Annotated in this window: 16 protein-coding genes; 14 read left to right on the top strand and 2 right to left on the bottom strand. The window is 60.8% G+C overall.

The annotated features are described in order from the left end of the window. Nucleotides 1–72 precede the first annotated feature (72 nt). The 14 genes from ABE505_RS01685 (at nt 73) to ABE505_RS01620 (ending at nt 18,496) form a co-directional block, all read left to right on the top strand. A complete protein-coding gene (locus tag ABE505_RS01685; RefSeq protein WP_346441700.1) occupies nt 73–1,449 on the top strand; it encodes a pyridoxal-phosphate dependent enzyme in 1,377 nt (458 codons plus the stop codon). Nucleotides 1,450–1,624: 175 nt separating this feature from the next. Beyond that, nucleotides 1,625–2,806 carry a cystathionine gamma-synthase gene (locus ABE505_RS01680; protein ID WP_346441699.1) on the top strand — a complete coding sequence of 394 codons (1,182 nt, stop codon included), beginning with the start codon at nt 1,625–1,627 and terminating at the stop codon, nt 2,804–2,806. A gap of 6 nt (nt 2,807–2,812) precedes the next feature. Continuing rightward, nucleotides 2,813–3,607 carry an ABC transporter permease gene (locus ABE505_RS01675; RefSeq protein WP_346441698.1) on the top strand — a complete coding sequence of 265 codons (795 nt, stop codon included), beginning with the start codon at nt 2,813–2,815 and terminating at the stop codon, nt 3,605–3,607. Further along, complete coding sequence (locus ABE505_RS01670; protein ID WP_346441697.1) at nt 3,597–4,958, top strand: ABC transporter ATP-binding protein; 1,362 nt, start codon at nt 3,597–3,599, stop codon at nt 4,956–4,958. Before ABE505_RS01675 ends, ABE505_RS01670 begins: the two co-directional genes overlap by 11 nt. Next, nucleotides 4,955–8,578, top strand: coding sequence for a glycosyltransferase (locus ABE505_RS01665; protein ID WP_346441696.1), 3,624 nt, complete (start codon nt 4,955–4,957; stop codon nt 8,576–8,578). Before ABE505_RS01670 ends, ABE505_RS01665 begins: the two co-directional genes overlap by 4 nt. Next, entirely contained in the window at nt 8,575–9,603 is a 1,029-nt protein-coding gene (locus tag ABE505_RS01660) for a dehydrogenase (RefSeq protein WP_346441695.1), read from the top strand. Before ABE505_RS01665 ends, ABE505_RS01660 begins: the two co-directional genes overlap by 4 nt. Continuing rightward, on the top strand, nt 9,600–10,181 hold the full coding sequence (locus ABE505_RS01655; protein ID WP_346441694.1) for a D-sedoheptulose 7-phosphate isomerase: 582 nt from the start codon (nt 9,600–9,602) through the stop codon (nt 10,179–10,181). The genes ABE505_RS01660 and ABE505_RS01655 overlap by 4 nt, the downstream gene beginning before the upstream one ends. A 2-nt stretch (nt 10,182–10,183) precedes the next feature. Continuing rightward, a complete protein-coding gene (locus ABE505_RS01650) occupies nt 10,184–10,882 on the top strand; it encodes a sugar phosphate nucleotidyltransferase (protein WP_346441693.1) in 699 nt (232 codons plus the stop codon). Further along, nucleotides 10,882–11,508: an HAD family hydrolase gene (locus tag ABE505_RS01645; protein ID WP_346441692.1), complete on the top strand. Its 627-nt coding sequence runs from the start codon at nt 10,882–10,884 to the stop codon at nt 11,506–11,508. Before ABE505_RS01650 ends, ABE505_RS01645 begins: the two co-directional genes overlap by 1 nt. A gap of 73 nt (nt 11,509–11,581) precedes the next feature. Continuing rightward, on the top strand, nt 11,582–12,490 hold the full coding sequence (locus ABE505_RS01640; protein ID WP_346441691.1) for a methyltransferase domain-containing protein: 909 nt from the start codon (nt 11,582–11,584) through the stop codon (nt 12,488–12,490). A 361-nt stretch (nt 12,491–12,851) separates the two neighbouring features. Beyond that, nucleotides 12,852–15,266 carry an LTA synthase family protein gene (locus ABE505_RS01635; protein WP_346441690.1) on the top strand — a complete coding sequence of 805 codons (2,415 nt, stop codon included), beginning with the start codon at nt 12,852–12,854 and terminating at the stop codon, nt 15,264–15,266. Between the two features lie 124 nt (nt 15,267–15,390). Then, nucleotides 15,391–17,196, top strand: a complete 1,806-nt coding sequence (locus ABE505_RS01630; protein WP_346441689.1) for a hypothetical protein — start codon at nt 15,391–15,393, stop codon at nt 17,194–17,196. Between the two features lie 86 nt (nt 17,197–17,282). Continuing rightward, the gene (locus tag ABE505_RS01625; protein ID WP_346441688.1) at nt 17,283–17,645 is read left to right on the top strand and encodes a GtrA family protein; all 363 of its coding nucleotides are present in this window, start codon (nt 17,283–17,285) and stop codon (nt 17,643–17,645) included. Nucleotides 17,646–17,650: 5 nt separating this feature from the next. Then, complete coding sequence (locus ABE505_RS01620) at nt 17,651–18,496, top strand: glycosyltransferase family A protein (protein ID WP_346441687.1); 846 nt, start codon at nt 17,651–17,653, stop codon at nt 18,494–18,496. Nucleotides 18,497–18,693: 197 nt separating this feature from the next. Here the strand turns inward: ABE505_RS01620 and ABE505_RS01615 are convergent, their stop codons facing one another. Together ABE505_RS01615 and ABE505_RS01610 are read right to left on the bottom strand one after the other, a co-directional pair. Beyond that, the gene (locus tag ABE505_RS01615) at nt 18,694–19,623 is read right to left on the bottom strand and encodes a glycosyltransferase (protein WP_346441686.1); all 930 of its coding nucleotides are present in this window, start codon (nt 19,621–19,623) and stop codon (nt 18,694–18,696) included. After that, nucleotides 19,620–20,309, bottom strand: coding sequence for an NAD-dependent epimerase/dehydratase family protein (locus ABE505_RS01610; RefSeq protein WP_346441685.1), 690 nt, complete (start codon nt 20,307–20,309; stop codon nt 19,620–19,622). The genes ABE505_RS01615 and ABE505_RS01610 overlap by 4 nt, the downstream gene beginning before the upstream one ends. Nucleotides 20,310–20,406: the final 97 nt, after the last annotated feature.

The following is a 20,406-nucleotide window of genomic DNA, read 5'->3' as shown; positions in this document are numbered from 1 at the left end:
ATGCCGGGTGCCGCGACCTGCGCCCTGGCGATAAGCGATAATCGGAGGCCCGCCTGCTGTGGACCGGACCCCATGCCGATCGCTTCCTCCGTCCTCGACCTGATTGCCGAGACCCCGATCGTCAAGGCGCGCCGCCTCGACGCCGGCGTCTGCGAGCTCTACTTCAAGCTCGAGAACCAGAACCCCGGCGGCTCGATCAAGGACCGGATCGGCCTGAGCATGATCGAGGCGGCCGAGCAGCGCGGCGACATCGCGCCCGGCGCCACCCTGGTCGAAGGCACCGCCGGCAACACCGGCATCGGCCTGGCGCTGGTGGCCCAGCAGAAGGGCTACAAGCTGATCCTGGTCGTGCCCGACAAGATGAGCCGCGAGAAGATCTTCAACCTCAAGGCAATGGGCGCCGAGGTCGTGCTGACCCGCTCGGACGTGGCCAAGGGCCATCCGGAGTACTACCAGGACCTCGCCGCGCGCATCGCCGCCGAGACCCCTGGCGCCTACTTCATCAACCAGTTCGGCAACCCCGACAACCCGGCCGCACACGAACACGGCACCGGCCCCGAGATCCTGCGCCAGATGGCCGAGGTCGGCGGTCTGGACGCCATCGTCTTCGGCTGCGGCAGTTCGGGCACGATGACCGGCCTGTCGCGCTGCTTTGCCGAGCACGCGCCCGACGTCGAACTGGTGCTTGCCGACCCGGTCGGCTCGATCCTGGCCGAGTACATCAACGACGGCACGCTCAGCGACAAGTCCGGCAGTTGGATGGTCGAGGGCATCGGCGAGGACTTCCTGCCGAGCATCTCCGACTTCTCGCGCGTGCGGCAGGCCTATGCGATCAGCGACCGCGAGAGCTTCCTGGCGGCGCGCGAACTGTTGCAGGCCGAGGGCATCCTCGGGGGCTCGTCCACCGGCACGCTGCTCGCTGCCGCGCTCAAGTACTGCCGCGCCCAGACGAGCCCCAAGAAAGTGCTGGTTTTCGTCTGCGACACCGGCAACAAGTACCTGAGCAAGCTCTACAACGACTACTGGATGCTCGACAACGGCTTCATCGAACGCGAGCAGCACGGCGACCTGCGCGACCTGATCCTGCGCCCGTACTCGCGCCGCGACACCGTCGTGCTGGCCCCCGGCGACCTGCTGGTCACCGCCTATCAGCGCATGAAGCTCTACGAGATTTCGCAGCTGCCGGTCATGGAGGGCGACCGGATCGTCGGCATCCTCGACGAGAGCGACGTGCTGCTGCATGTCTACGGCGACGAAAGCCGCTTCCGTGATCCCGTCTCGACCGCGATGGTCAGCAAGCTCGATTTCCTTGACGTCAAATCGCCGGTCGAAGCACTGTTGCCGGTGTTCGACCGCGGCCAGGTCGCGATCGTCACCGAGGGTGAGCGCTTCCTCGGCCTGATCACCCGGATCGACCTGCTGAACTACCTGCGGCGGCGGGTGCAGTAGGCGGCCTGCTGGGGGCTGTCGGGCTGATCCCGGCCCGACTCGCCCTTGCTTGCAGCGCCTCCGGCGCCACCCTACCTGAACGGCGTGCGCACGGACCTCCGTGCGCGCCGTCGCGCCGTGGGGCGCGCGAGGCCCGATGCTAGAATCGCCGGCCAGTCGAACAGGACCTTCTTCCATGACCGATGACCGCAACGCGGCCGATCCGGCGCAGTGGGCACTCGGCACCAAGGCGATCCACGCCGGCCAGTCGCCCGACCCGAGCACCGGGGCGGTCATGCCGCCGATCTACGCGACATCGACCTACGCCCAGTCGAGCCCGGGCGAACACCAGGGCTTCGAGTACTCGCGCACGCACAACCCGACCCGCTTCGCCTACGAGCGCTGCGTGGCGGGCCTGGAAGGGGGCAGCCGCGGCTTCGCCTTCGCTTCGGGCATGGCCGCTACCGCGACCCTGCTCGAATTGCTCGACAGCGGCGACCACGTCCTCGCGATGGACGACCTGTACGGTGGCACCTACCGCCTGTTCGAGCGTGTGCGCACGCGCAGCGCCGGCCTGACGTTCAGCTATGTCGACCTCACCGACCCCGACGCATTCGACGCCGCGGTGACCGACAGGACCAAGCTCGTCTGGATCGAAACGCCGACCAACCCGCTGCTCAAGATCGTCGACATCCAGGCGATCGCCGAGCGGGCGCACCGCCGCGGCCTGCGGGTCGTCGTCGACAACACCTTCGCCTCGCCGATCGTCCAGCGCCCCCTCGAACAGGGGGCCGACATCGTCATGCATTCGGCCACCAAGTACCTCAACGGCCACTCGGACATGGTCGGCGGCATCCTCGTCGTCGGCGACGACGCCGACTTGGCCGAGCAGATCGCATTCCTGCAGAACTCCGCCGGCGCCGTCCAGGGGCCTTTCGACAGCTTCCTGGCCCTGCGCGGCCTCAAGACCCTGCACCTGCGCATGCGCGCCCATTGCGAGAACGCCCAGGCGCTGGCCGAGTTCCTCGACGCACATCCCGCCGTCGAGCAGGTGATCTACCCCGGTCTCGCCTCGCACCCGCAGCACGCGCTAGCGAAGCGCCAGATGGACGGTTTCGGCGGCATCGTCTCGATCCGTATCAAGGGTGGCTACGAGGCGGCCAAGCGCTTCTGCGAACGCACCGAACTGTTCACCCTCGCCGAATCGCTCGGTGGCGTGGAGAGCCTGGTCAACCATCCGGCGGTGATGACCCACGCCTCTGTGCCGCCGGCGCGGCGCGCGCAGCTGGGGATCCACGATGACCTGGTGCGGTTGAGTGTTGGGGTGGAGGGGGTGGAGGATCTCAGGGCCGACCTTTCCCGATCCTTGGCGAAGTGAATTGACATGGGCCTGCTCTCTGCGTTCGGACGTGACCGCTCCCTCGCGTTCGAGCTGACGCGGCGTGAAATTCTGGGGCGATACAGAGGTGCAAGCTTCGGCATGCTCTGGTCGCTGATCACGCCGTTTCTGATGTTGCTGGTCTACACCCTTGCATTCGGATTCATCATGAAGGGGCGCTGGCCCGGCTCATCTGGTTCGACGACCGATTTCGCATTGATCCTGTTCGCTGGCCTGACAGTCCATGGGTTCTTCGCGGAATGCTTCACGCGGGCGCCACAATTGATCGTCGCCAACACCGGCTACGTGAAACGGGTGGTGTTTCCGCTGGAAATCCTGGTCTGGAGCATGGCCTTCTCTGCGCTGTTCCATTTGGCCACGAACATGTTGGTTCTGTTACTGCTGTTCGTCGGTGTCAAAGGCGTTGTCCATCCCACGGCGCTGCTTCTGCCGATCATTCTGGCGCCGTTGGTCATTCTGACGGTTGGCGTGTGCTGGATTGTATCGGCGCTTGGCGTCTACCTCCGGGACATTGGTCAGATTGCAGGCGTGATCGCCGCAGCGATGCTGTTCCTCTCGTCGGCAATCATTCCCGTCGAGTCCGTTCCCGAAAGCTACAGACTCGTCTTCGAGCTTAATCCGCTCACCTTCATCATCAATCAGGTTCGCGAGGTCGTGATTTGGGGGCGGGTCCCGGATTGGACTGGCCTGGGCATCTACACCGCGATCGCATGCGCGTTCGCCGTCGTGGGCTACTTGGTGTTCAAAAAGCTGCGCGTGGGATTTGCCGATGTCATCTGAACACGTAGACGTCGACAACGTGATTGAAGTCAAGTCGGTGGGCAAGTCCTACCATATGTACGAACGGCCGTCGCATCGTCTGTGGCAGGCGATGCTGGGCAAGCGCAAGTCGTTCTACAAGGATTTCTGGGCACTGCGCGATGTCAGTTTCTCGATCCGTCGTGGCCAGACGGTGGGCATCGTGGGGCGCAATGGATCCGGAAAGTCGACGCTGCTGCAAATGATTGCCGGTACGTTGAATCCCACAGAGGGCAGTGTCGTCGTTCGTGGCAAGGTGGCGGCGCTGCTTGAGCTCGGTAGTGGGTTCAATCCCGAGTTCACTGGGCGGGAAAATGTCTACCTCAACGCGACGATCCTGGGGCTAAGTCGGGATCAGATTGAGCAGCGATTGGAAAGTATTCTCGAATTCGCCGACATCGGCGAATTCATCGATCAGCCGGTCCGAAGCTACTCCAGTGGCATGTCCGTGCGACTGGCCTTCGCGGTTATCGTGCACGTCGACGCTGACATCCTGATTATCGATGAGGCACTGGCGGTAGGCGATGCGTTCTTCTCCCAGAAATGCATGCGATTCTTGAGGGAATTCCAGAAGAAGGGAACATTGTTGTTCGTCAGCCACGATGCCGCGGCAGTGACGAACTTGTGCGAAAGTGCGGTCTGGCTCCACAACGGGCGCATGAGGATGACCGGCACGTCCCGTGAAGTCGTCGAGTCCTACATGACCGAGCAGCACGTCGTCGGTCGACGCGAAGCGGGTGCTGAGGACATCGTGGTCACGCACAAATCGCCGCGGCGTGTCGACCGCAGCGCTGCAGATTTTCGCCTGGATGAATTCCGAGAGGCTGGTGTCCGGCACCGCATTGCGGTATTTGAGTTTGATCCTGACACTGTGGGTCGCGAGTTCGGTGCGCAGGGCGCACGTATCGTCGATGTCCGTCTTAGGACAGACGATGGGCATCCCATTCAAGTTGTAGAGGGCGGGGAACTCGTCAGACTCGAGATTCTCGTCGCCCTGGAGCAGGCGCTGGACAAGCTGATCGTCGGTTTCTATGTCAAGGATCGACTCGGGCAGCGATTGTTCGGGGACAATAGTTACTTTGCCTATAGAGAAAACCCCGTCGGTGGCGTTGCGGGCGAAACGATCGTCGGATCGTTCCTGTTCCGCATGCCGGTTCTTCCTTCTGGTTCGTACATGATTGATGCTGCCGTCGCTTCTGGTGATCAATACGACCATACCCAGCAGCATTGGATTCATGATGCGCTGGAGTTCCGCGGCGTGGATGAAACCATGCGCTTCGGGCTGATCGGTCTTCCCATGCTGTCCATCGAGGTTTCGAAAGAATCGCAATGATCGAGTTCACAGGCGAGCGATATGTCCCCACCGAACAGGGCGTGATCCGGCAGGAACACCTACATCGCTATGCCTGGTGCCTTCCTCTGGTTGACGGGAAGGATGTCCTTGATATCGCCAGCGGCGAAGGCTACGGGAGTGCGATGCTGGCACGCCGAGCTCGTTCAGTATGCGGAGTCGATATTTCTTTGGAAGCGGTCGGCCACGCTGCCGCGCGCTATGCGGATATCGATAACTTGTGTTACCTGGCGGGTTCGGCAGCGTCGATTCCCCTCAACGACGACAGCGTGGACATCGTCGTTTCGTTCGAGACCGTCGAGCACCTGCTCGAGCAACATGAGATGCTGGCCGAGATTCGCCGCGTACTCCGGCCCGATGGCGTTTTGGTAATGTCTTCGCCGAACAAGGCGGTGTACTCCGATCAGGCTGGTTATCACAACGAGTTTCATGTTCGCGAGCTCTATCTTGACGAGCTCGAGGACCTTGTGGCGCGTCAGTTCCCGGCAATGCGCATGTATGGGCAGCGCATGGCGGTATGCTCGACCATCGTTGCTGTAGAAGGGGCCCAGCGTGAAGCGGCATATCGAGGCTTGACCGACACCGGAGAGGTCGTGGAAGAGCGCGTCGCCTCGACGCGTGATGCGGTCTACTTCATCGTGGTAGCCGCTGCGGATCAATCCATCTTGTCTGGCATGCCAGCATCGGTTCTTTACTCCGAGGTTGAGGATATCTATGCGCTTCAGCATCGGACTGCGCGATGGGCGCAAGGCGTAGATGGAGAGCGCGAAAAGGCGGTGCAGTGGGCACGCTCGCTAGAAGCGGATCTGCGCAAGTCTCAGGGCGAGTACCGGCGTATTGAGAAGGAGTTCGAGGGGCGGACACGGTGGGCTCTCGAATTGAACGCCATCGTAGAGAGCATAGGAGGCGCGCAAGGAGCGGAGGCCATGCGTGGAGAGATCGATCGACTGCGAGGTCTCAATGCCGACTTGGCGGCCGAGAGCGGCCGGCTAACCCGGGAGCGAGACGCGGTCGTCTTGCAGCTCGGTGCAGTAGCAGCGAAGCGAGACGCAGTCGCCTCGCAACTGGAGGCAGTAGCGGGAGAGCGAGACGCAGTCGCCTCACAGTTGCAGGCGGTAGCGGGAGAGCGAGACGCAGTCGCCTCACACCTGCAGGCGGTAGCGGCGGAGCGAGATGCGCTGATCGTCGCCAGGGATGAGGTCTTGTCTCGTTTGGAAGACGAGCGGCGCGCGGCGCGTTTCCATGCCGATTATCTGCGTGAGGCACTCGAGACCGCCGATCAGAGTCTTGCGCAGAAGCTGCAGCTCTTCGAAGGCTTGCGACAAAGGACAGGTTTGGCCTCGCCGGCAAAGAGCAGTGGCGGCACGGAGCTTGAGATCAGGCAGATCATCGCCAGCTATGACGACCAGTTGAACGGTCTCAGCGAGACATTGAACAGGGTGCTCGAATCGAAATCCTGGCGCTTCACAAGGCCCATGCGTTTTGCGTCGAGACTGCTGCGAGGTGATGCGCCTGCGGTCCTTGCTTCTTTGCGTGGCTCTTCTCTTGCTCGCCATCGATGGTTGGCGCCATTCGCGCGGCCTGTACGCAACTGGTTGTTGAGTCAGAGCAAGGAGAGCGTGCAGCCGCCGGCGGATCTGTCATTGCCTGCGGTGCTGGAAAGCGGCGACGAGATCCTCAGGTCCCTGTCCTTCCCTGCGTGTGATGCGCCAGAGGTCAGTATCGTCATCCCTGCTTATGGGAATCTGCCGCATACCCTCTCGTGCCTGCAGTCCATCGCGAAGTATCCGCCTGCCGCGACCTACGAAGTCATTGTGTTGGAGGATGCGTCCGGCGACCCGGACATCGAGAAACTCGAGTCGCTGGTTGGATTGCGCTTCCATCGGAACGCGGAGAATTTAGGCTTCTTGCTGTCCTGCAATCAGGCTCTCGAGCTGGCACGCGGGCGTTATGTGTATTTTCTGAATAACGACACCGAGGTCCGGCCGGGCTGGCTGGATGCGATGCTCGATGTTTTCGAGAAGCACTCGGATTGTGGCATGGTCGGTTCCAAGCTCATCTATCCGGATGGTCGTCTGCAGGAGGCGGGTGGCATCGTCTGGCAGGACGGATCGGCTTGGAACTATGGCCGCTTGGATGATCCGTCTCTAAGCCAGTACAACTATCTGCGGCGCGCGGACTACTGTAGCGGCGCCAGTCTGCTCATCACGACGGAGTTGCTGCGCCGATTGGGTGGATTCGATCCCGCGTTCGTGCCGGCGTACTGCGAGGATTCGGATCTAGCATTCCGGGTGCGGCAGGTCGGACTCGAGCTTTACTACTGCCCGGCATCTGAGGTCGTGCATTACGAAGGGATTTCTCACGGAACCGATACCAGCAGCGGCACGAAATCCTATCAAGTGGCCAATCAGCGCAAGCTATACGAACGTTGGAAGGCCGAGTTGTCCCAGCATCCGCAGAATGGCGAGCACGTGGTTCTGGCGCGTGATCGTGGCTGGCAACGCGAGACGATCATGATCGTCGATCACTACGTACCGCAGCCGGATCGTGACGCTGGGTCGCGAACGATGATAGCGTTTATCGATGCACTGATTGCCCAGGGCTGTCTCGTCAAGTTCTGGCCCGATAATCTCTACTACGATCCTGTGTACACGCCGCCGCTGCAAGCGCGGGGGGTGGAGGTAATGTACGGTGGCCAATGGGTGGGCGGCTTCGCTCGCTATCTTGGCGAGAATCCTCACATCGGTGCCGTGATGCTCTCGCGTCCGCATATTTCCGAGCACTATCTCGAGGCATTGAAGCAGAATCCTCATGTTCACTCCGTTTACTACGGGCACGATCTGCACTTTCGTCGCATGGAGATGGAAGCTCGGCGTAATGGAGGAGACGATTCCGACGCACGCGATATGGAACGTCTGGAGCGCAAGATATGGAGCTCGGTGAATTGTGTTCTATATCCATCACCGGAGGAGACGAGTGATGTCCGCATGCTCGCTTCGGATGTCGACGTGCGCACGATCCTTCCCTACGCATTCGATGTCTTCGAGGAGGATGCCGTCCCGGCCCATCGAAGTGGAATTATCTTCGTGGCGGGGTTTGCGCACGGCCCCAACGTTGATGCCGCGCGATGGCTAGTCGAAGCGATCATGCCTCTCGTATGGGAGGCGCGGCCGGATGTCAGACTGTCTTTGGTCGGCTCCAATCCTACCGCTGAAGTGCTTGCGCTGGCCGGATCTCACGTCGAGGTGACAGGATTCGTCAGCGATGACGAGTTGACCAAGCGTTATGCCTCCGCACACGTGGCGGTGGTGCCGCTTCGGTTTGGTGCGGGCGTCAAGGGCAAGGTCGTTGAGGCAATGCAGCAGGGGGTACCGATCGTGACCACGCCCGTCGGTGCACAAGGTCTTGATGGTCTAGAACGTGTTGCTTCGATCTTGGATGAACCTGAAGCGATTGCGGCGCAGTTGGTGAGCCTGATGGCAGACGACACACTTTGGATACGGCGATCCAGGGACGCGGCGGCCTATTGTCGCGCCCGCTTCTCGCGCGAGGCCCTTGGGCGCGCGCTGGCGTCTGCGTTCGCTAGGGAGGCTGCGCGATGATTGTTCGTTCACGTGCACCCCTGCGCCTTGGGCTGGCGGGAGGAGGAACCGACGTATCGCCGTTCTGCGACCAGTTCGGCGGTCACGTGATGAATGTCACTATTGATAAGTATGCCTACGCGACGCTGGATCCTTCGCCGCAGGGAAAGGCGGAGTTCTACGCGCAGGATGCCGACGTCTATGAGTGCACGGATCCTGCCGAGGTCGAAGCCGTGGCCGGCCCTTTGCAATTGATGAAGGGCGTCTACTTGAGGGTCAGCGAAGAGTTCCTCGGTGGCCGGCGGCCTGCGGTCCGCATACGTGCGCATTCTGACGCTCCGCCCGGATCAGGACTGGGATCCTCGTCCACCATGGTGGTGGCGATGGTCACAGCTTTTGCTGAGTATTTCTTGTTGCCTCTGGGGGAGTATGAGATCGCACAGCTCGCATATCGCATCGAGCGAAGCGACTTGGGCCTGTCGGGGGGGAAGCAAGACCAGTACGCCGCGGCGTTCGGTGGTTTCAATTTCATGGAGTTCTATGCTTCGGATCGCGTGATCGTGAATCCACTGCGTATCAAGGAATGGATATGGAGCGAGTTGGAGATGGGGCTTGTGCTGTATTTCACTGGTGTTTCCAGGGAGTCGGCGAAGATCATCGACGAGCAATCCCGCAACATCCACGAGGGCCGCGTCACTTCGCTCGATGCCATGCACCGACTGAAGGAAGAGGCCAGCCAGATGAAGGAGTCCCTGTTGAAAGGTGACTTCGAGAGACTCGCTCAGGTGATGCAGTCAGGCTGGGAAGCCAAGAAGCAGAGTGCGAGTAGCATCAGTAACCCGATGATCGATGAGATTGAAGCGTTGGCGATGCGACATGGCGCCCGTGCGACCAAGGTGTCGGGTGCTGGCGGCGGCGGTTTCATGATGTTCCTATGTGATCCGGCCAACCGCCTGCCTCTGGTGCGCGCTTTGTCCAGTGCTGGCGGCACCGTGTTTGACACTCACTTTACGGATCAGGGGGCTAAGGCATGGAAACTGGGATGACAAAGCAGTATATCGAGGCCGAGTTTGCCAAGGCGCTGGCCAATTTCCAGAAGATGCAGAGCGACCCGGCATTGGCCGCGCAGATCGAAGCCGCCGTCTCATTGTGTGTGGACGCTTTGCGCAATGGCCGGAAAATCATGTTTGCCGGTAATGGCGGCAGCGCCGCCGATGCCCAGCACTGGGCTGGGGAGCTTGTGAGCCGCTTTTACTACGATCGGCCAGGTTTGCCCGGCATCGCTCTCACCACAGATACGTCGATTCTGACGGCGATCGGGAACGATTATGGCTATGACTACGTGTTCGCCAGGCAGGTCGAAGCTTTGGCTCAGGATGGGGATGTGCTCGTCGCTATCTCTACCTCGGGCCGGTCGAAGAACATCCTGAGCGCTTTGGATGCATGCGAGCGGAAGGGCGTGAAAGTGATCGGATTCACGGGGGGGCAGGGCGGTGAGATGGTGCATCGCTGCGAAATCTGTTTCCGGGTGCCTTCCGACGAGACGCCTCGTATTCAAGAGGGGCATGAGTTCATTGGCCACCTGCTGTGCGCTTTGATCGAAAGCGCCATGTTTCCAAGGTGAGCATGCGCTGCGACGAGGTGCTGATCCTGGCGGGTGGACTCGGCACGCGCTTGCGTAGCGAAGTGCCCGATCTGCCTAAGCCACTGGCGCCGGTGAACGGCAGGCCTTTTCTCTCGTATCTGCTCGATCGATACGCAAACGTCGGCATGCGGCGTTGCATCCTCGCGACCGGCTATCTGGCCGAGATGATCCATCGAACCGTAGGGGATCGCTGGGCGGGGATGGAGATCGTGTACTCGCACGAGGACGAACCATTGGGAACGGGGGGGGCGATCGCAGCTGCTACGCGCTTGGCCGCGGGCGGTGGTTTGCATGTGTGCAATGGCGACACGTATCTCATCTACGCGCCGTCGGCGCTGGAGGCGGCGGCCGCGGACGGCGGCATGGCGATCGCCTTGGCGCAAGTAGAGGATGTGTCCCGCTATGGCGCCGTCGCTGTCGACAAAGGCAGAGTGCTGCGCTTCGAAGAGAAGCGCGCCGGCGGTGCAGGATTCATCAATGCGGGAAGCTATTTTCTTGACGCAGAAGCGTTATCGCGTCTGCCGCAGGGGCGAGCGTTCTCGTTCGAGAAGGAGGTTCTCGAGCCTGAAGCGGCTGGCGGGCGAGTGGGCGCCCTTGTCGAGACGAGCGGTTTCATCGATATCGGTGTTCCCAGCGATTTCAGGCGTGCGCAAGCCCTTTTCGCGCCAGGTGACCGCTGATGAATGCCTGCCGCCCGAGGATAGAAGGGGTGTCGCCAGGTCCGCTGTCATCCGAGCGAAGGCCGGCGATCTTTCTCGATCGGGATGGCGTGATCAACGTGGATCACGGATACGTCAGCACCCCTGAGGCAACTACCTGGGTGCCAGGTATTTTTGATCTCTGCAGGTTGGGCCAAGAGCTCGGCTACGTGCTGCTCGTGGTGACCAATCAGGCAGGCATAGGCAGGGGGCTGTATACGGAGGCCCAGTTCAGTTCATACACGCGTTGGATGCTGGGTGAGTTCGCGGCGCGGGGTATTTCGCTTTCCGCTGTTTATTATTGCCCGCATCATGCGGATGCCGGCGTTGGCGACTACAAAGCGATCTGCTGCTGCCGCAAGCCTGCCCCCGGCATGTTGCTGGCCGCCAAAGAGGATTACGGTCTGGACCTGCGACGCTCGGTGATGATTGGGGACAACGTTTCGGACATGCAGGCCGGCCTTGCGGCAGGCGTTGGAACATGTGTGCGGCTGCTTCATGGCTCATGTAGTCTGCAGGCGGGGTTGGGATTTAGGCAGGCAATGGACCTGTCGGAAGTTGCCGGTCATGTTCGCGCGGCAGCAGCATCAGTATCGAACGCCTCATAGCGCGGAAATTGAATTAGGACGATCGGCTTGGTTTTGTCGTGCACTTGGGTTGTAGTCAGCAAGGAGTGCGGTGATGCAGGATTCACAAGAAGATGCATCGTCTCGATTGACCAGCGTCGCGAGCGATTCCGTTGGCTGCCTGCTTTGCGGCGATGTGGCTTCCAGCATGCGCAACGTGGACGGCGTCGATTATTACGAGTGTCCCGCCTGCGATTTCGTGTTTGCGGATCCGGTGTTCATCGAGCGCATCGATCGGGGCATGGCGAGCCGCGAGTACGACCAGGACTATTGGGCGTCCGAACTCGCGTCGGCAAGACAGCGCTCTTATGGCTCGAGCCTAGCGCGGCTTGCGGAGGCACTGCTCTATTGCACGGTGCCGGTCAACAAGTTCATCGATATCGGGGCCGGGCCGGGCTATCTTCTTGATGCCCTCAGCGAATATCTGCCATCCAGTGCCGACGTCTTCTATGGCGTAGAAAAGTTCCCGCCTTCTGAAGAATACGCAACAGACAACAAGAACTACATTCGAGCCGATCTATCCGATGTGGAGATGAAGTTCGAGTGTGGTGTATGTGTAGAGGTCATTGAGCATCTCACGCCTAGCATGGCGAGAGCGCTGGCAGCATCGCTTGCGAAGGTGTCTTTGCCCGGGTCTCTCTATCTGTTCAATACTGGACTCACCGACTACGTTCGATATGAAGATCCCGGCTATCTAGATCCGTTTCGGCGTGGTCACATCACGTGCTGGTCCGTTCGGGCTGCTTCCCAGGTGTTCGAGCCGCATGGGTTTGTCGTCCGGCCGCTGGTCGGAAAGAGCTGGGCGTTCGTTGTCGAGATGCCAGGTGTGCCTGAGCGGATGGAGGTTCCTCTCGCCGATCGCATATGGACCGCTGAACTCCGTAACACGGGATTGCTGCGCGACACCAGGATGGGGGATGTGATGTACATCCTGGGCAGAGAAAGCGCGCGCGCCTATCGATAAACCCGTGCGTTTCCGTCGATGGCATCTCTTTGTCGCTTAGGCGAAGCGAACTCGCTGCGCGTTCTGGAGTAAAGCGTCACGCGTGCCGAGCCATGTGGTGTTTGTACATCGATCGAGACTGCGCCGCTGTGCACGGGCGCTCGCGTGGTGTTTACCCTTAGAGTCTTGGTCTCCGTGGCGATGGTTGTGCCAAGTGCCGCGATCTTCGTTCGCGGGACACTGTGAAGCGGAGCGGAACGCTTGCTATCATGCGGATGTGAAGGGGACGTGATAGGAAGGTTGCAGTTTGAGGGCGCCAATCATCGCCAGGACGGCCGCGACGAGCCGTTTCGTCATACTCATGTGTGTTATCGGAGCCGCGGTGGGAGCGGCGAGCAGATGGGTCGCCCTTGGCGATGCGCCCAGCCTGTTGGGCGTGGCGCTCGATGCGATGTTCGCGTTGTGCTTTCTTTGGCTGATCAAGAAAGGGGGAGGCACCAGGACGCAGATCGTCGCTGCGCTGTGCGTTTGGATCCTCGTCTTCCAGTTCACGCATCTCGTAAAGCTGTCTGTGCTGGGCGTGCCCGCGTTCTTCGGCGATCTGTCGGCGCTTCGCGTATTGATGAGTGTGTCGGCTCCTTCGCATGTGGCCTTGTTCGCTGCCTCGATCGTACTTCTGTTGCTGGTGCTGGCGTTCGGCCTGTGGCCGGCGAGCCGGAAGCAGATGTTGTGGCCTCTCGCCGCGTTGTCGATGCCGTTGGCGTTGTACATGCTGGCGCCGTGGCAGGGGCGTGTGATCGACGTCCTTTTTCCATTGCATTCCAGCGATTACACAACACACCTGCAGCAACGAGGAGGCTTCCAGTTCCTGCTGGACCATCGCGCACGTCACCAAGTGCTGGCAGCCAGGCAGGGGGATCTCTTGCGGCGGCGGGGTAGTGCCTACGTGCCCCAGTTGTCCCGCCGCCGTAATGTCCATCTCGTGCTGCTCGAAACTTTCTGGGATCCCCAGGCGTTCGAGGCATTTGAGTTCAGTCGGGATCCGTTCGATCCACGCTTCCGGGCGTTGCTGGATGAGGGTGGAAGCTCGGGCGTGCTGACGCCTCATTTTGGTCATTTGACTGCGAACGCGGAGTTCGAGGTCCTCTGTGGACTGCCTGCCGCCAATGTTGCGGTATTTCAGAGCCGGATGACGGGATCACTGCCTTGCTTGCCGAGGCTGCTGCGCGAGCTCGGCTATCAAACCCTCGCCTCGCATTCCAATCACGCCGATTCCTGGGGGCGGGATCGTGCCTACGGTTGGATGGGGTTCGCCCATTTCAATGCCTACGACAGCTTCGTTCGGGATGATCTGGATGGGGTGTTTCTCAATGACGGCAGCTTCTATCGACAGAATCGTGAGGCGATCGCAGGGCTGAGTCCGGGTGCCCCGTACTTCAACTATTTGGTGACGATCAGTTCCCACTATCCGTATCGTCAGAACCCGGAGCGAAGACCTGCACTCGTCTCGACCTCGCCGACGAATGCGGCGGTTGAGGATTATGCAAACGCAATAGCATACTCGAGCGCGGCGTTCATGGACTGGCTGGCCGACATTCGACGCGCCGATCCGGAGGCGTTGATCGTGGCATTCGGCGATCACGCGCCTACCATGCCCCCTGACCAACGGCCCTACTCGCAGTCGGGGATCAAGATCCATACCAGGCCGTTCGAGGAGGTGCAGACGTTGCTCTCGATGTCACGCACGCCCTTGTTGTTCATCGACGGGCGCAAGGGGGCCGTGAATGTGGGTACAGTCTCATTGGAGCATCTCCCCGTTCTCATTACTCGGGCGTTGGGAATTCATCCCGAAGGGCTCCCGTATCTCACTGACGACATGCAGAGCGCGCGCGCGGCGAAAAGCGCACGCTTTCTGGGGAATGTCATCACCTTGAAGGACGAAGGTTGGGCGATCTGCGGCCCTCAGCAGCGCGAGGACGAAGCCTGCCTTGAGGCCTCCGATCTTTACGACCGAAAGCGTTCGCTGCGTGATGCGCTTCTTGCGCGCCCTCTCGAGACGCTCGGAGTACTTGGACTCGAGGCGCTGGCGCAGCCGACCGACATGAACATCGATGCGCCGAGCGGTTGTCTGATCGATGTTCAGGATTGGGGGCCCAAGTCTGCGGTCGCGGGCGATCATTTCAATCGCCAAACGGGTTCGGGATTGAGTGCGACCTGGCTGCGTGTGACCCGTGTGCGGGGGAAACTTCGGCTGCAGATAGGTGCGATGAGCACCGAGGTGGAGGGGGCGGGTGACGTTCTCGCAGCGGTGTGGCCGGCACCGAGCGTGATCAAGGATCCTGGCGAGTTTCCGGTACGCGTTCTTTGTGGCGAAAAGGAAGTGGCAACGCTGGGCACCATGACAGTTGCCGCACCATCCATCGATGGCAATGCTGATTCATCTTCACATGGTGAAGCATTCGAGGGCGGGGGGCGGGCAGTGACTGGCCCATTGTCGGTGCAGCGCGAGGATGCAGGCTCCCTCCAGGTCTCGGCATCCGCGCTATCGGGCGTATGCCGCGGTGACAAGATGGAGGCTGCCGTCGTCGAGATGCATTGGCAGCATCCCGAAAGTGAGCATGGTATTCGCGTCATGGTGCAGCAAGGGCAGGAGACGCCCAGGCTATGGAGCGAAAGCGGCCCTCAAGGGACATCGATCACGGGTCCTTGGGTGAACGAGGATGTCCGCTTTATCTTCACAAGCTCGACGGGTCACAGGCTGGGGGCGGTGAAGCTGTTGGCCCCTGGCTGCGCCTGAGGCCGGGTCGGAGGCTCCATTCCTGCCGCTCTGCGCATCTGCAGTAGCGTATGCGCTGCTGGTAGCATAGCGCGGCACGCCCACAGTGGGCGCCTCCCATCGTTGCAGTAGGGCAATCGCCGGCATGGATGACTTTCCGAAAAGCGCATCCACAACCTCTATTCGACCGGCCTCTAAGCTGGTCGCCATCGGGTTGCTGTCGATAGTCGTCCTGTCGATCGTGCATCAGGTGCTGCTGACGCGCGCAGCGCCTGACGTCCCGTACATGGATTCGCTCAGGCTGCTCGCCCAACTGCAGGACTGGAGGATTGGCCTGCTGTCTACGCTGGAGTTCTGGGGACAGGGATCGGCCCATCGGGGCTTCGTGAATCAGGCATTTCTACTGGCCAATGTCGACTTCTTCGGCCTGGACGTCATGCTCGCAAACCGTCTGACGGCGGTGGTCATTCTGGCGGTGTCGCTCGTCTTGGTTCTGGCCTGGGGCCGTGATGTCCGTACTCAGGACGTGGCACCTAGCCGCATGGCGAAGATCGTGCTGGCACTGACGACAGTGGCGGTTGCTGGGCTGTGCTTCAGTTGGGCGGGTGTGGAGTTGCTCACGCTGGATCTCGGGTTGCCGTTGTGGACGAAAAATCTCTGCTTCCTGCTTTTCTTCGTCGGGCACGCCGCGATTCTGTCGGGACACCTGTCGAGCATCCGGGCGCTGCAAGTCGTCCTGGCTGCGGCGGCGCCGTTTCTCGTATTGCTGGTAGGGATGGGGTGGAACTACGCTTTCGTCGGTGCTGTACTGGCGCTGCAACTACTCGCCTTTCTTCCCAGGTGGCGACAGGAAGGCCGATGGCTCGGTCTTCTGCCGACGATAGCCGTGTTGGTCTCATTCGCGATCTATATCGGATCAGGCCAGATGATTCATGCAGAGGCCGACTCTGCACGCATTTCTTTCAGTACCGAAACAATGGTCCTGCCCTTCTACGCGCTCGGAAGCGCCTTTGGAGGGCACGAGGCGTTGTTGCATGGGGGTCGCAGCCGTGAGCTTCTGCTCGGCCTTGGTGCGTTGCTCGTGCTATCGGGCGGTGGCGCCTCTTTGAGTTGGTTGCGCCGTGCCGCGCCAGGTTCGCGACTTCCGCTCTACCTCATACTTTACGGTGGTCTGACTGCTGTTTCCGTATCGATCGCCCGTGGTGGCGATGGTCCCGGAGCTGTTGTCGCGTCGCGATACTACATGGATTTCGTGTTCCTGCTGATTGGCGTGCTGTGGCTGGCGGCGCGCGAGGTGGCTACCCTCGCGCCCTCGGCTCGGCGCCTGCCGGGAAGTGCCGTTCTTGTGCTGCTGTGCTTGGTGGCGTCGGGACATGCCCTGACTTATTTCCGGGAGTGGCAAGCGGGACCATTCCGCGAACTCATTTTCAAGGCCATGGGTGAAGCCATGGTCCGGGGCGTTCCCGACGAGGCGTCGGCAAGGTTGCTCCAGTCGCCACTCGATCACGCACGTCAAGGCGTCAATGTCATGCGTGACCACCGTCTTTCGTTGTTCGCTGGGTTGCCCGCGGACTACTGCCGTCTCGACGATGTCCGTTACGGTGCAGGTTGGAACGGCGAGGAGGCGCAAGGCAGGTGGACTCGGGACGCCTCGGAGCTGTTCCTTCCCAAGTGTGAGTGCGACTTCGCTGCCGAGGTCTATCTGCCCGGCGTGATGTCCGCGCGTGAGGTCCGAGTCATCGGAAGTGATGGCCTGGAGCGTCGCGCTCGTGTCGAGCCTGGTCGCTCTTCACGCTTGGTTCTGGGGCCCAGCGTTGACGGTGGACGTGTCCGCCTGCTGGTGTCGCCGACGACGATACCCAGTCGCGAGTCCCCTGGCAGTCTCGACGCGCGCGTGCTCGGCATTATGGTGAGCGACATTTCCTTGAGTTGCGATGGCTCGCCAAAGTGAGCGGAGCACTAGGACGTAAACATGGGGAGGAAGGCGAGGTCGCCCCAAAACCTGGTCCCCTGCAGCGTCTGCTTCGCGACCAACGGTTGCTCTTCCTTGTCGTGGGGGGGCTCAACACGGCCTTCAGTACGGCATTGTTCGCAGCCCTCGTCCTGTACCTCGGGCCACGCGTTCCGTCGGCGGTCAGTCTGGCCATCGCATGGATCATCTCTCTGCTCCTTGTCTTCAACGTGCACAGGCGCCTCGTTTTCAAGGTGCAAGGGCACGCCTTGCGGGATTTCGTCCGGTTCGTCGGCGTCAACATCGTGTCCTTCCTGCTCAATGCGGGTGCGCTGACATTGTTGGTGGAGATCGTGGGCTTTCCTCCCATTCCGGTGCAGATTCTCATCACGATCGTGCTTGTGGTATTCAATTTCGTCGGCCACAAGTACTTCTCGTTTCGCAGGTGATGTATATGACGCGCTTGAGCGCAGTGCCCCGTGTTTCGGTGGTGATACCCGCCTACAACAATGCTCGCGATATCCGGTCGGCCATCGAGTCGGTGCTTGCGCAGGACTACACCGACTACGAACTTGTTGTGGCTGACCATGCGTCCACAGATGGCACATCGACGATTCTGGAGGACTATCGCGATTTGCCTCGGGTGCGTGTGCTGGCACCGACACCTGCGGGCGGAGGGGCTTTGGCGAACTGGAGCCGCGTGACAGAACACGCACGTGGCGATCTTCTGAAGCTCGTATGTGGAGATGACCTCATCACTCCCGATGCGCTGCGTCGCCAGGTCGCGGCGTTCGATACCAACCCGGATGTCGTGATGGTCGCGGCGCGACGTAACCTCATCGATGCGAGCGGCCACCAGTTGCTGGCTGCGCGCGGACTGGCTGGGTTGCGAGGGTGCTTGCCTGGCCGCGAGGCCGCCAAGATCAGTATCTTGGCCGGCACAAACGTGTTTGGTGAGCCGGCATGTGTAATGCTCCGTCGCGATACTCTTCAAGAGGAGGGGGGGTGGGACGGACGGTTTCCTTACCTCATCGATCAGGCAACCTACAGCCGCATTCTGATGCGTGGGAACTTCGTGGCGATCCCGGATGTCATGGCAAGCTTCCGTATCAGTGCTGGGCAATGGAGCGTGCGCTTGACGCGCGAACAGTCGCAGCAGGCAGTCGCATTTCACGAGCACTTTGCCTCAGCGCATGCGGACTTGCTGAGCGCGGCTGAATTGCGCCGTGGCAACCGGCGCGCGCGATGGATGGCGCATGTTCGGCGCATCGCCTATGCCTGGTTGCGGCGACGAATGTAAGTGGTTTGCGCGACATCACGCGGAGGGCAAGGCCGGCGCCTCTACCGTCAAGCCTGAGGCATATCTGTGCCGTGTTTGAGCTTCAGCACTCTGTCGGCATCACGACGCCGGTGCGATGCTTGTCTTTCTGTCGCCCTCAAGTCGTGAATCCGAGGCGCACCGCCGCATCGTTTTCACGACGAGTTGCTGGTGTCTGCCTAGAGATTGACGCGCTGGCCGACCACATACTGAGGGCGGCTATTGATGTTGAGCAGGATGCGACCGATGTACTCGCCGATTGCCCCCAATGCCAACAGTTGCAGTCCCCCCATGAACAGGATGGCCACAATCAGCGATGGCCAGCCGACCGCCATGCCTGGGTCCACGAGCTTCCTCCAGACGACACCCAGGGCCGTGAGGAAGGCGAAGGCCGAGGCGAGCAAGCCGGCAAGTGAGACAAGCCGCAGTGGGACGATCGAGAAACTGGTGGCCATCTGCAGCCAGAGCGATACAGACTTTCGCAAGCTGTAACCCGACTGTCCATCACGACGGGCATGGTGCTTGCCCGTGATGCTCGTGTAATTCGCTGTTCCCTGCAGTAGAAGTCCGTCGACGTACACGAAGGGCCCCTTGTACTTGAGGGCTGTCTCGCAGACTTCGCGCCGGATCCCACGATATGGTGACAGATACAGACTGCGCGGCTTGCCAAGCAGACTGCTGGCCACCAGGTCATTGAATGCACTCCCTAGCTTCTTCCAGAGGGCGTGCTCGCGTTTCTCGAAGTTCACATAGCACAGATCCGCGCCGTCTTTGAGCGCCTGCACAATTCTGGGAATATCGTCGGGATCATGCTGCAGGTCGTCATCCATCGTGACAATGAAACGTCCCGTCGCATGCGCAAATCCGGCCATGACCGCATTGTGCTGGCCTGCATTCCGCCTCAGGTTGACGCCTTTCAACCAAGGGCGGTCTGCTGCCAAGGCGCAGATCACCTGCCAAGCATTATCGGGGCCGTGGTCGTGAACCAGAATGACTTCGAATCCATCTGTCGGGTAAGACTTCAGGCACGACTCAAGACGCTCCACCAGGGATGCGAGGATGCCGGCGCTTCCGTATACGGGGACGATCACAGAAATTTCCATGTTCATCGACTCCCGCCGTAGTACTTCTCGACAACGCGATAGGGGTAGTCCTTCCCGAAATCGAGACCGATGTCACTGGCTATTCGTTCGCTTAGCGACGCGTCAATGTACATGTCGTCTCCCCGGTCGATTTCGATCGCTTCGGCGCGGCGTCCAAGAACCGATTCGAATATCTCGAGTATTTCCCGCATCGAGAGCGTCCAGGGCGATGCAATGGATACTCTGCGCGGAAAGGCGCTTGCGTTCGCCAGGATGTGATGCGTCATCGCCACCACGTCGTCGATATCGATGAGGTTGCGTTGGGCGCGCGTCCACAGCTTGACCGTCTGGCCGGTCATGATCTGGTTGGCGAGATGGTTGGTCAGCGTGTTGGGATTGTTCGTCGCGCCGACGACTTGGGGCAGGCGGATCACCAGCCCGAAGGCAGCGTGGCCCACCAGCCGTTCCATCGATCTCTTGTGTTCGAAGTAAGCGGATTTCTGGTTTGGATTGGCGACATTGCAGCTTCCAAAGTACACCAGACGCTCCGGCTTGCGCGCGATATGGTGTAGGACCAAATCGCGCTCCCGCGCGAATGCCGCATCGCTTGTTTCTGCCGAGTTGGAAACGCCCGACGCAAGTACGACGGTCGCCTCGTCGTCAGCATAGAGAGGCGAGAACGCGCGGGCTATCAGGCCGGTTCCAACAATCATGAACGATCCTAGGCGCGGTAGGTAAGCATGCGAAGCATGGCCGACAGGTTGTCGGCTCATCAATGCCCGGTATCAGGTCAAGATGGCGTTGAAAGAC

This window comes from Luteimonas sp. TWI382 (assembly GCF_039674545.1).
Classification (GTDB): domain Bacteria; phylum Pseudomonadota; class Gammaproteobacteria; order Xanthomonadales; family Xanthomonadaceae; genus Luteimonas.
Note: the sequence above shows the minus strand (reverse complement) of the source record. Positions and strands in the feature narration are given on the sequence as shown.

What these genes read in the sequence shown, in the direction of transcription:
- ABE505_RS01670 (WP_346441697.1), top strand. Translation starts at nt 3,597, where the DNA reads ATGTCATCTGAACACGTAGACGTCGACAACGTGATTGAAGTCAAGTCG.
- ABE505_RS01645 (WP_346441692.1), top strand. Translation starts at nt 10,882, where the DNA reads ATGAATGCCTGCCGCCCGAGGATAGAAGGGGTGTCGCCAGGTCCGCTG.
- ABE505_RS01650 (WP_346441693.1), top strand. Translation starts at nt 10,184, where the DNA reads ATGCGCTGCGACGAGGTGCTGATCCTGGCGGGTGGACTCGGCACGCGC.
- ABE505_RS01620 (WP_346441687.1), top strand. Translation starts at nt 17,651, where the DNA reads ATGACGCGCTTGAGCGCAGTGCCCCGTGTTTCGGTGGTGATACCCGCC.
- ABE505_RS01655 (WP_346441694.1), top strand. Translation starts at nt 9,600, where the DNA reads ATGACAAAGCAGTATATCGAGGCCGAGTTTGCCAAGGCGCTGGCCAAT.
- ABE505_RS01675 (WP_346441698.1), top strand. Translation starts at nt 2,813, where the DNA reads ATGGGCCTGCTCTCTGCGTTCGGACGTGACCGCTCCCTCGCGTTCGAG.
- ABE505_RS01665 (WP_346441696.1), top strand. Translation starts at nt 4,955, where the DNA reads ATGATCGAGTTCACAGGCGAGCGATATGTCCCCACCGAACAGGGCGTG.
- ABE505_RS01640 (WP_346441691.1), top strand. Translation starts at nt 11,582, where the DNA reads ATGCAGGATTCACAAGAAGATGCATCGTCTCGATTGACCAGCGTCGCG.
- ABE505_RS01685 (WP_346441700.1), top strand. Translation starts at nt 73, where the DNA reads ATGCCGATCGCTTCCTCCGTCCTCGACCTGATTGCCGAGACCCCGATC.
- ABE505_RS01660 (WP_346441695.1), top strand. Translation starts at nt 8,575, where the DNA reads ATGATTGTTCGTTCACGTGCACCCCTGCGCCTTGGGCTGGCGGGAGGA.
- ABE505_RS01615 (WP_346441686.1), bottom strand. Translation starts at nt 19,623, where the DNA reads ATGAACATGGAAATTTCTGTGATCGTCCCCGTATACGGAAGCGCCGGC.
- ABE505_RS01680 (WP_346441699.1), top strand. Translation starts at nt 1,625, where the DNA reads ATGACCGATGACCGCAACGCGGCCGATCCGGCGCAGTGGGCACTCGGC.
- ABE505_RS01630 (WP_346441689.1), top strand. Translation starts at nt 15,391, where the DNA reads ATGGATGACTTTCCGAAAAGCGCATCCACAACCTCTATTCGACCGGCC.
- ABE505_RS01610 (WP_346441685.1), bottom strand. Translation starts at nt 20,309, where the DNA reads ATGATTGTTGGAACCGGCCTGATAGCCCGCGCGTTCTCGCCTCTCTAT.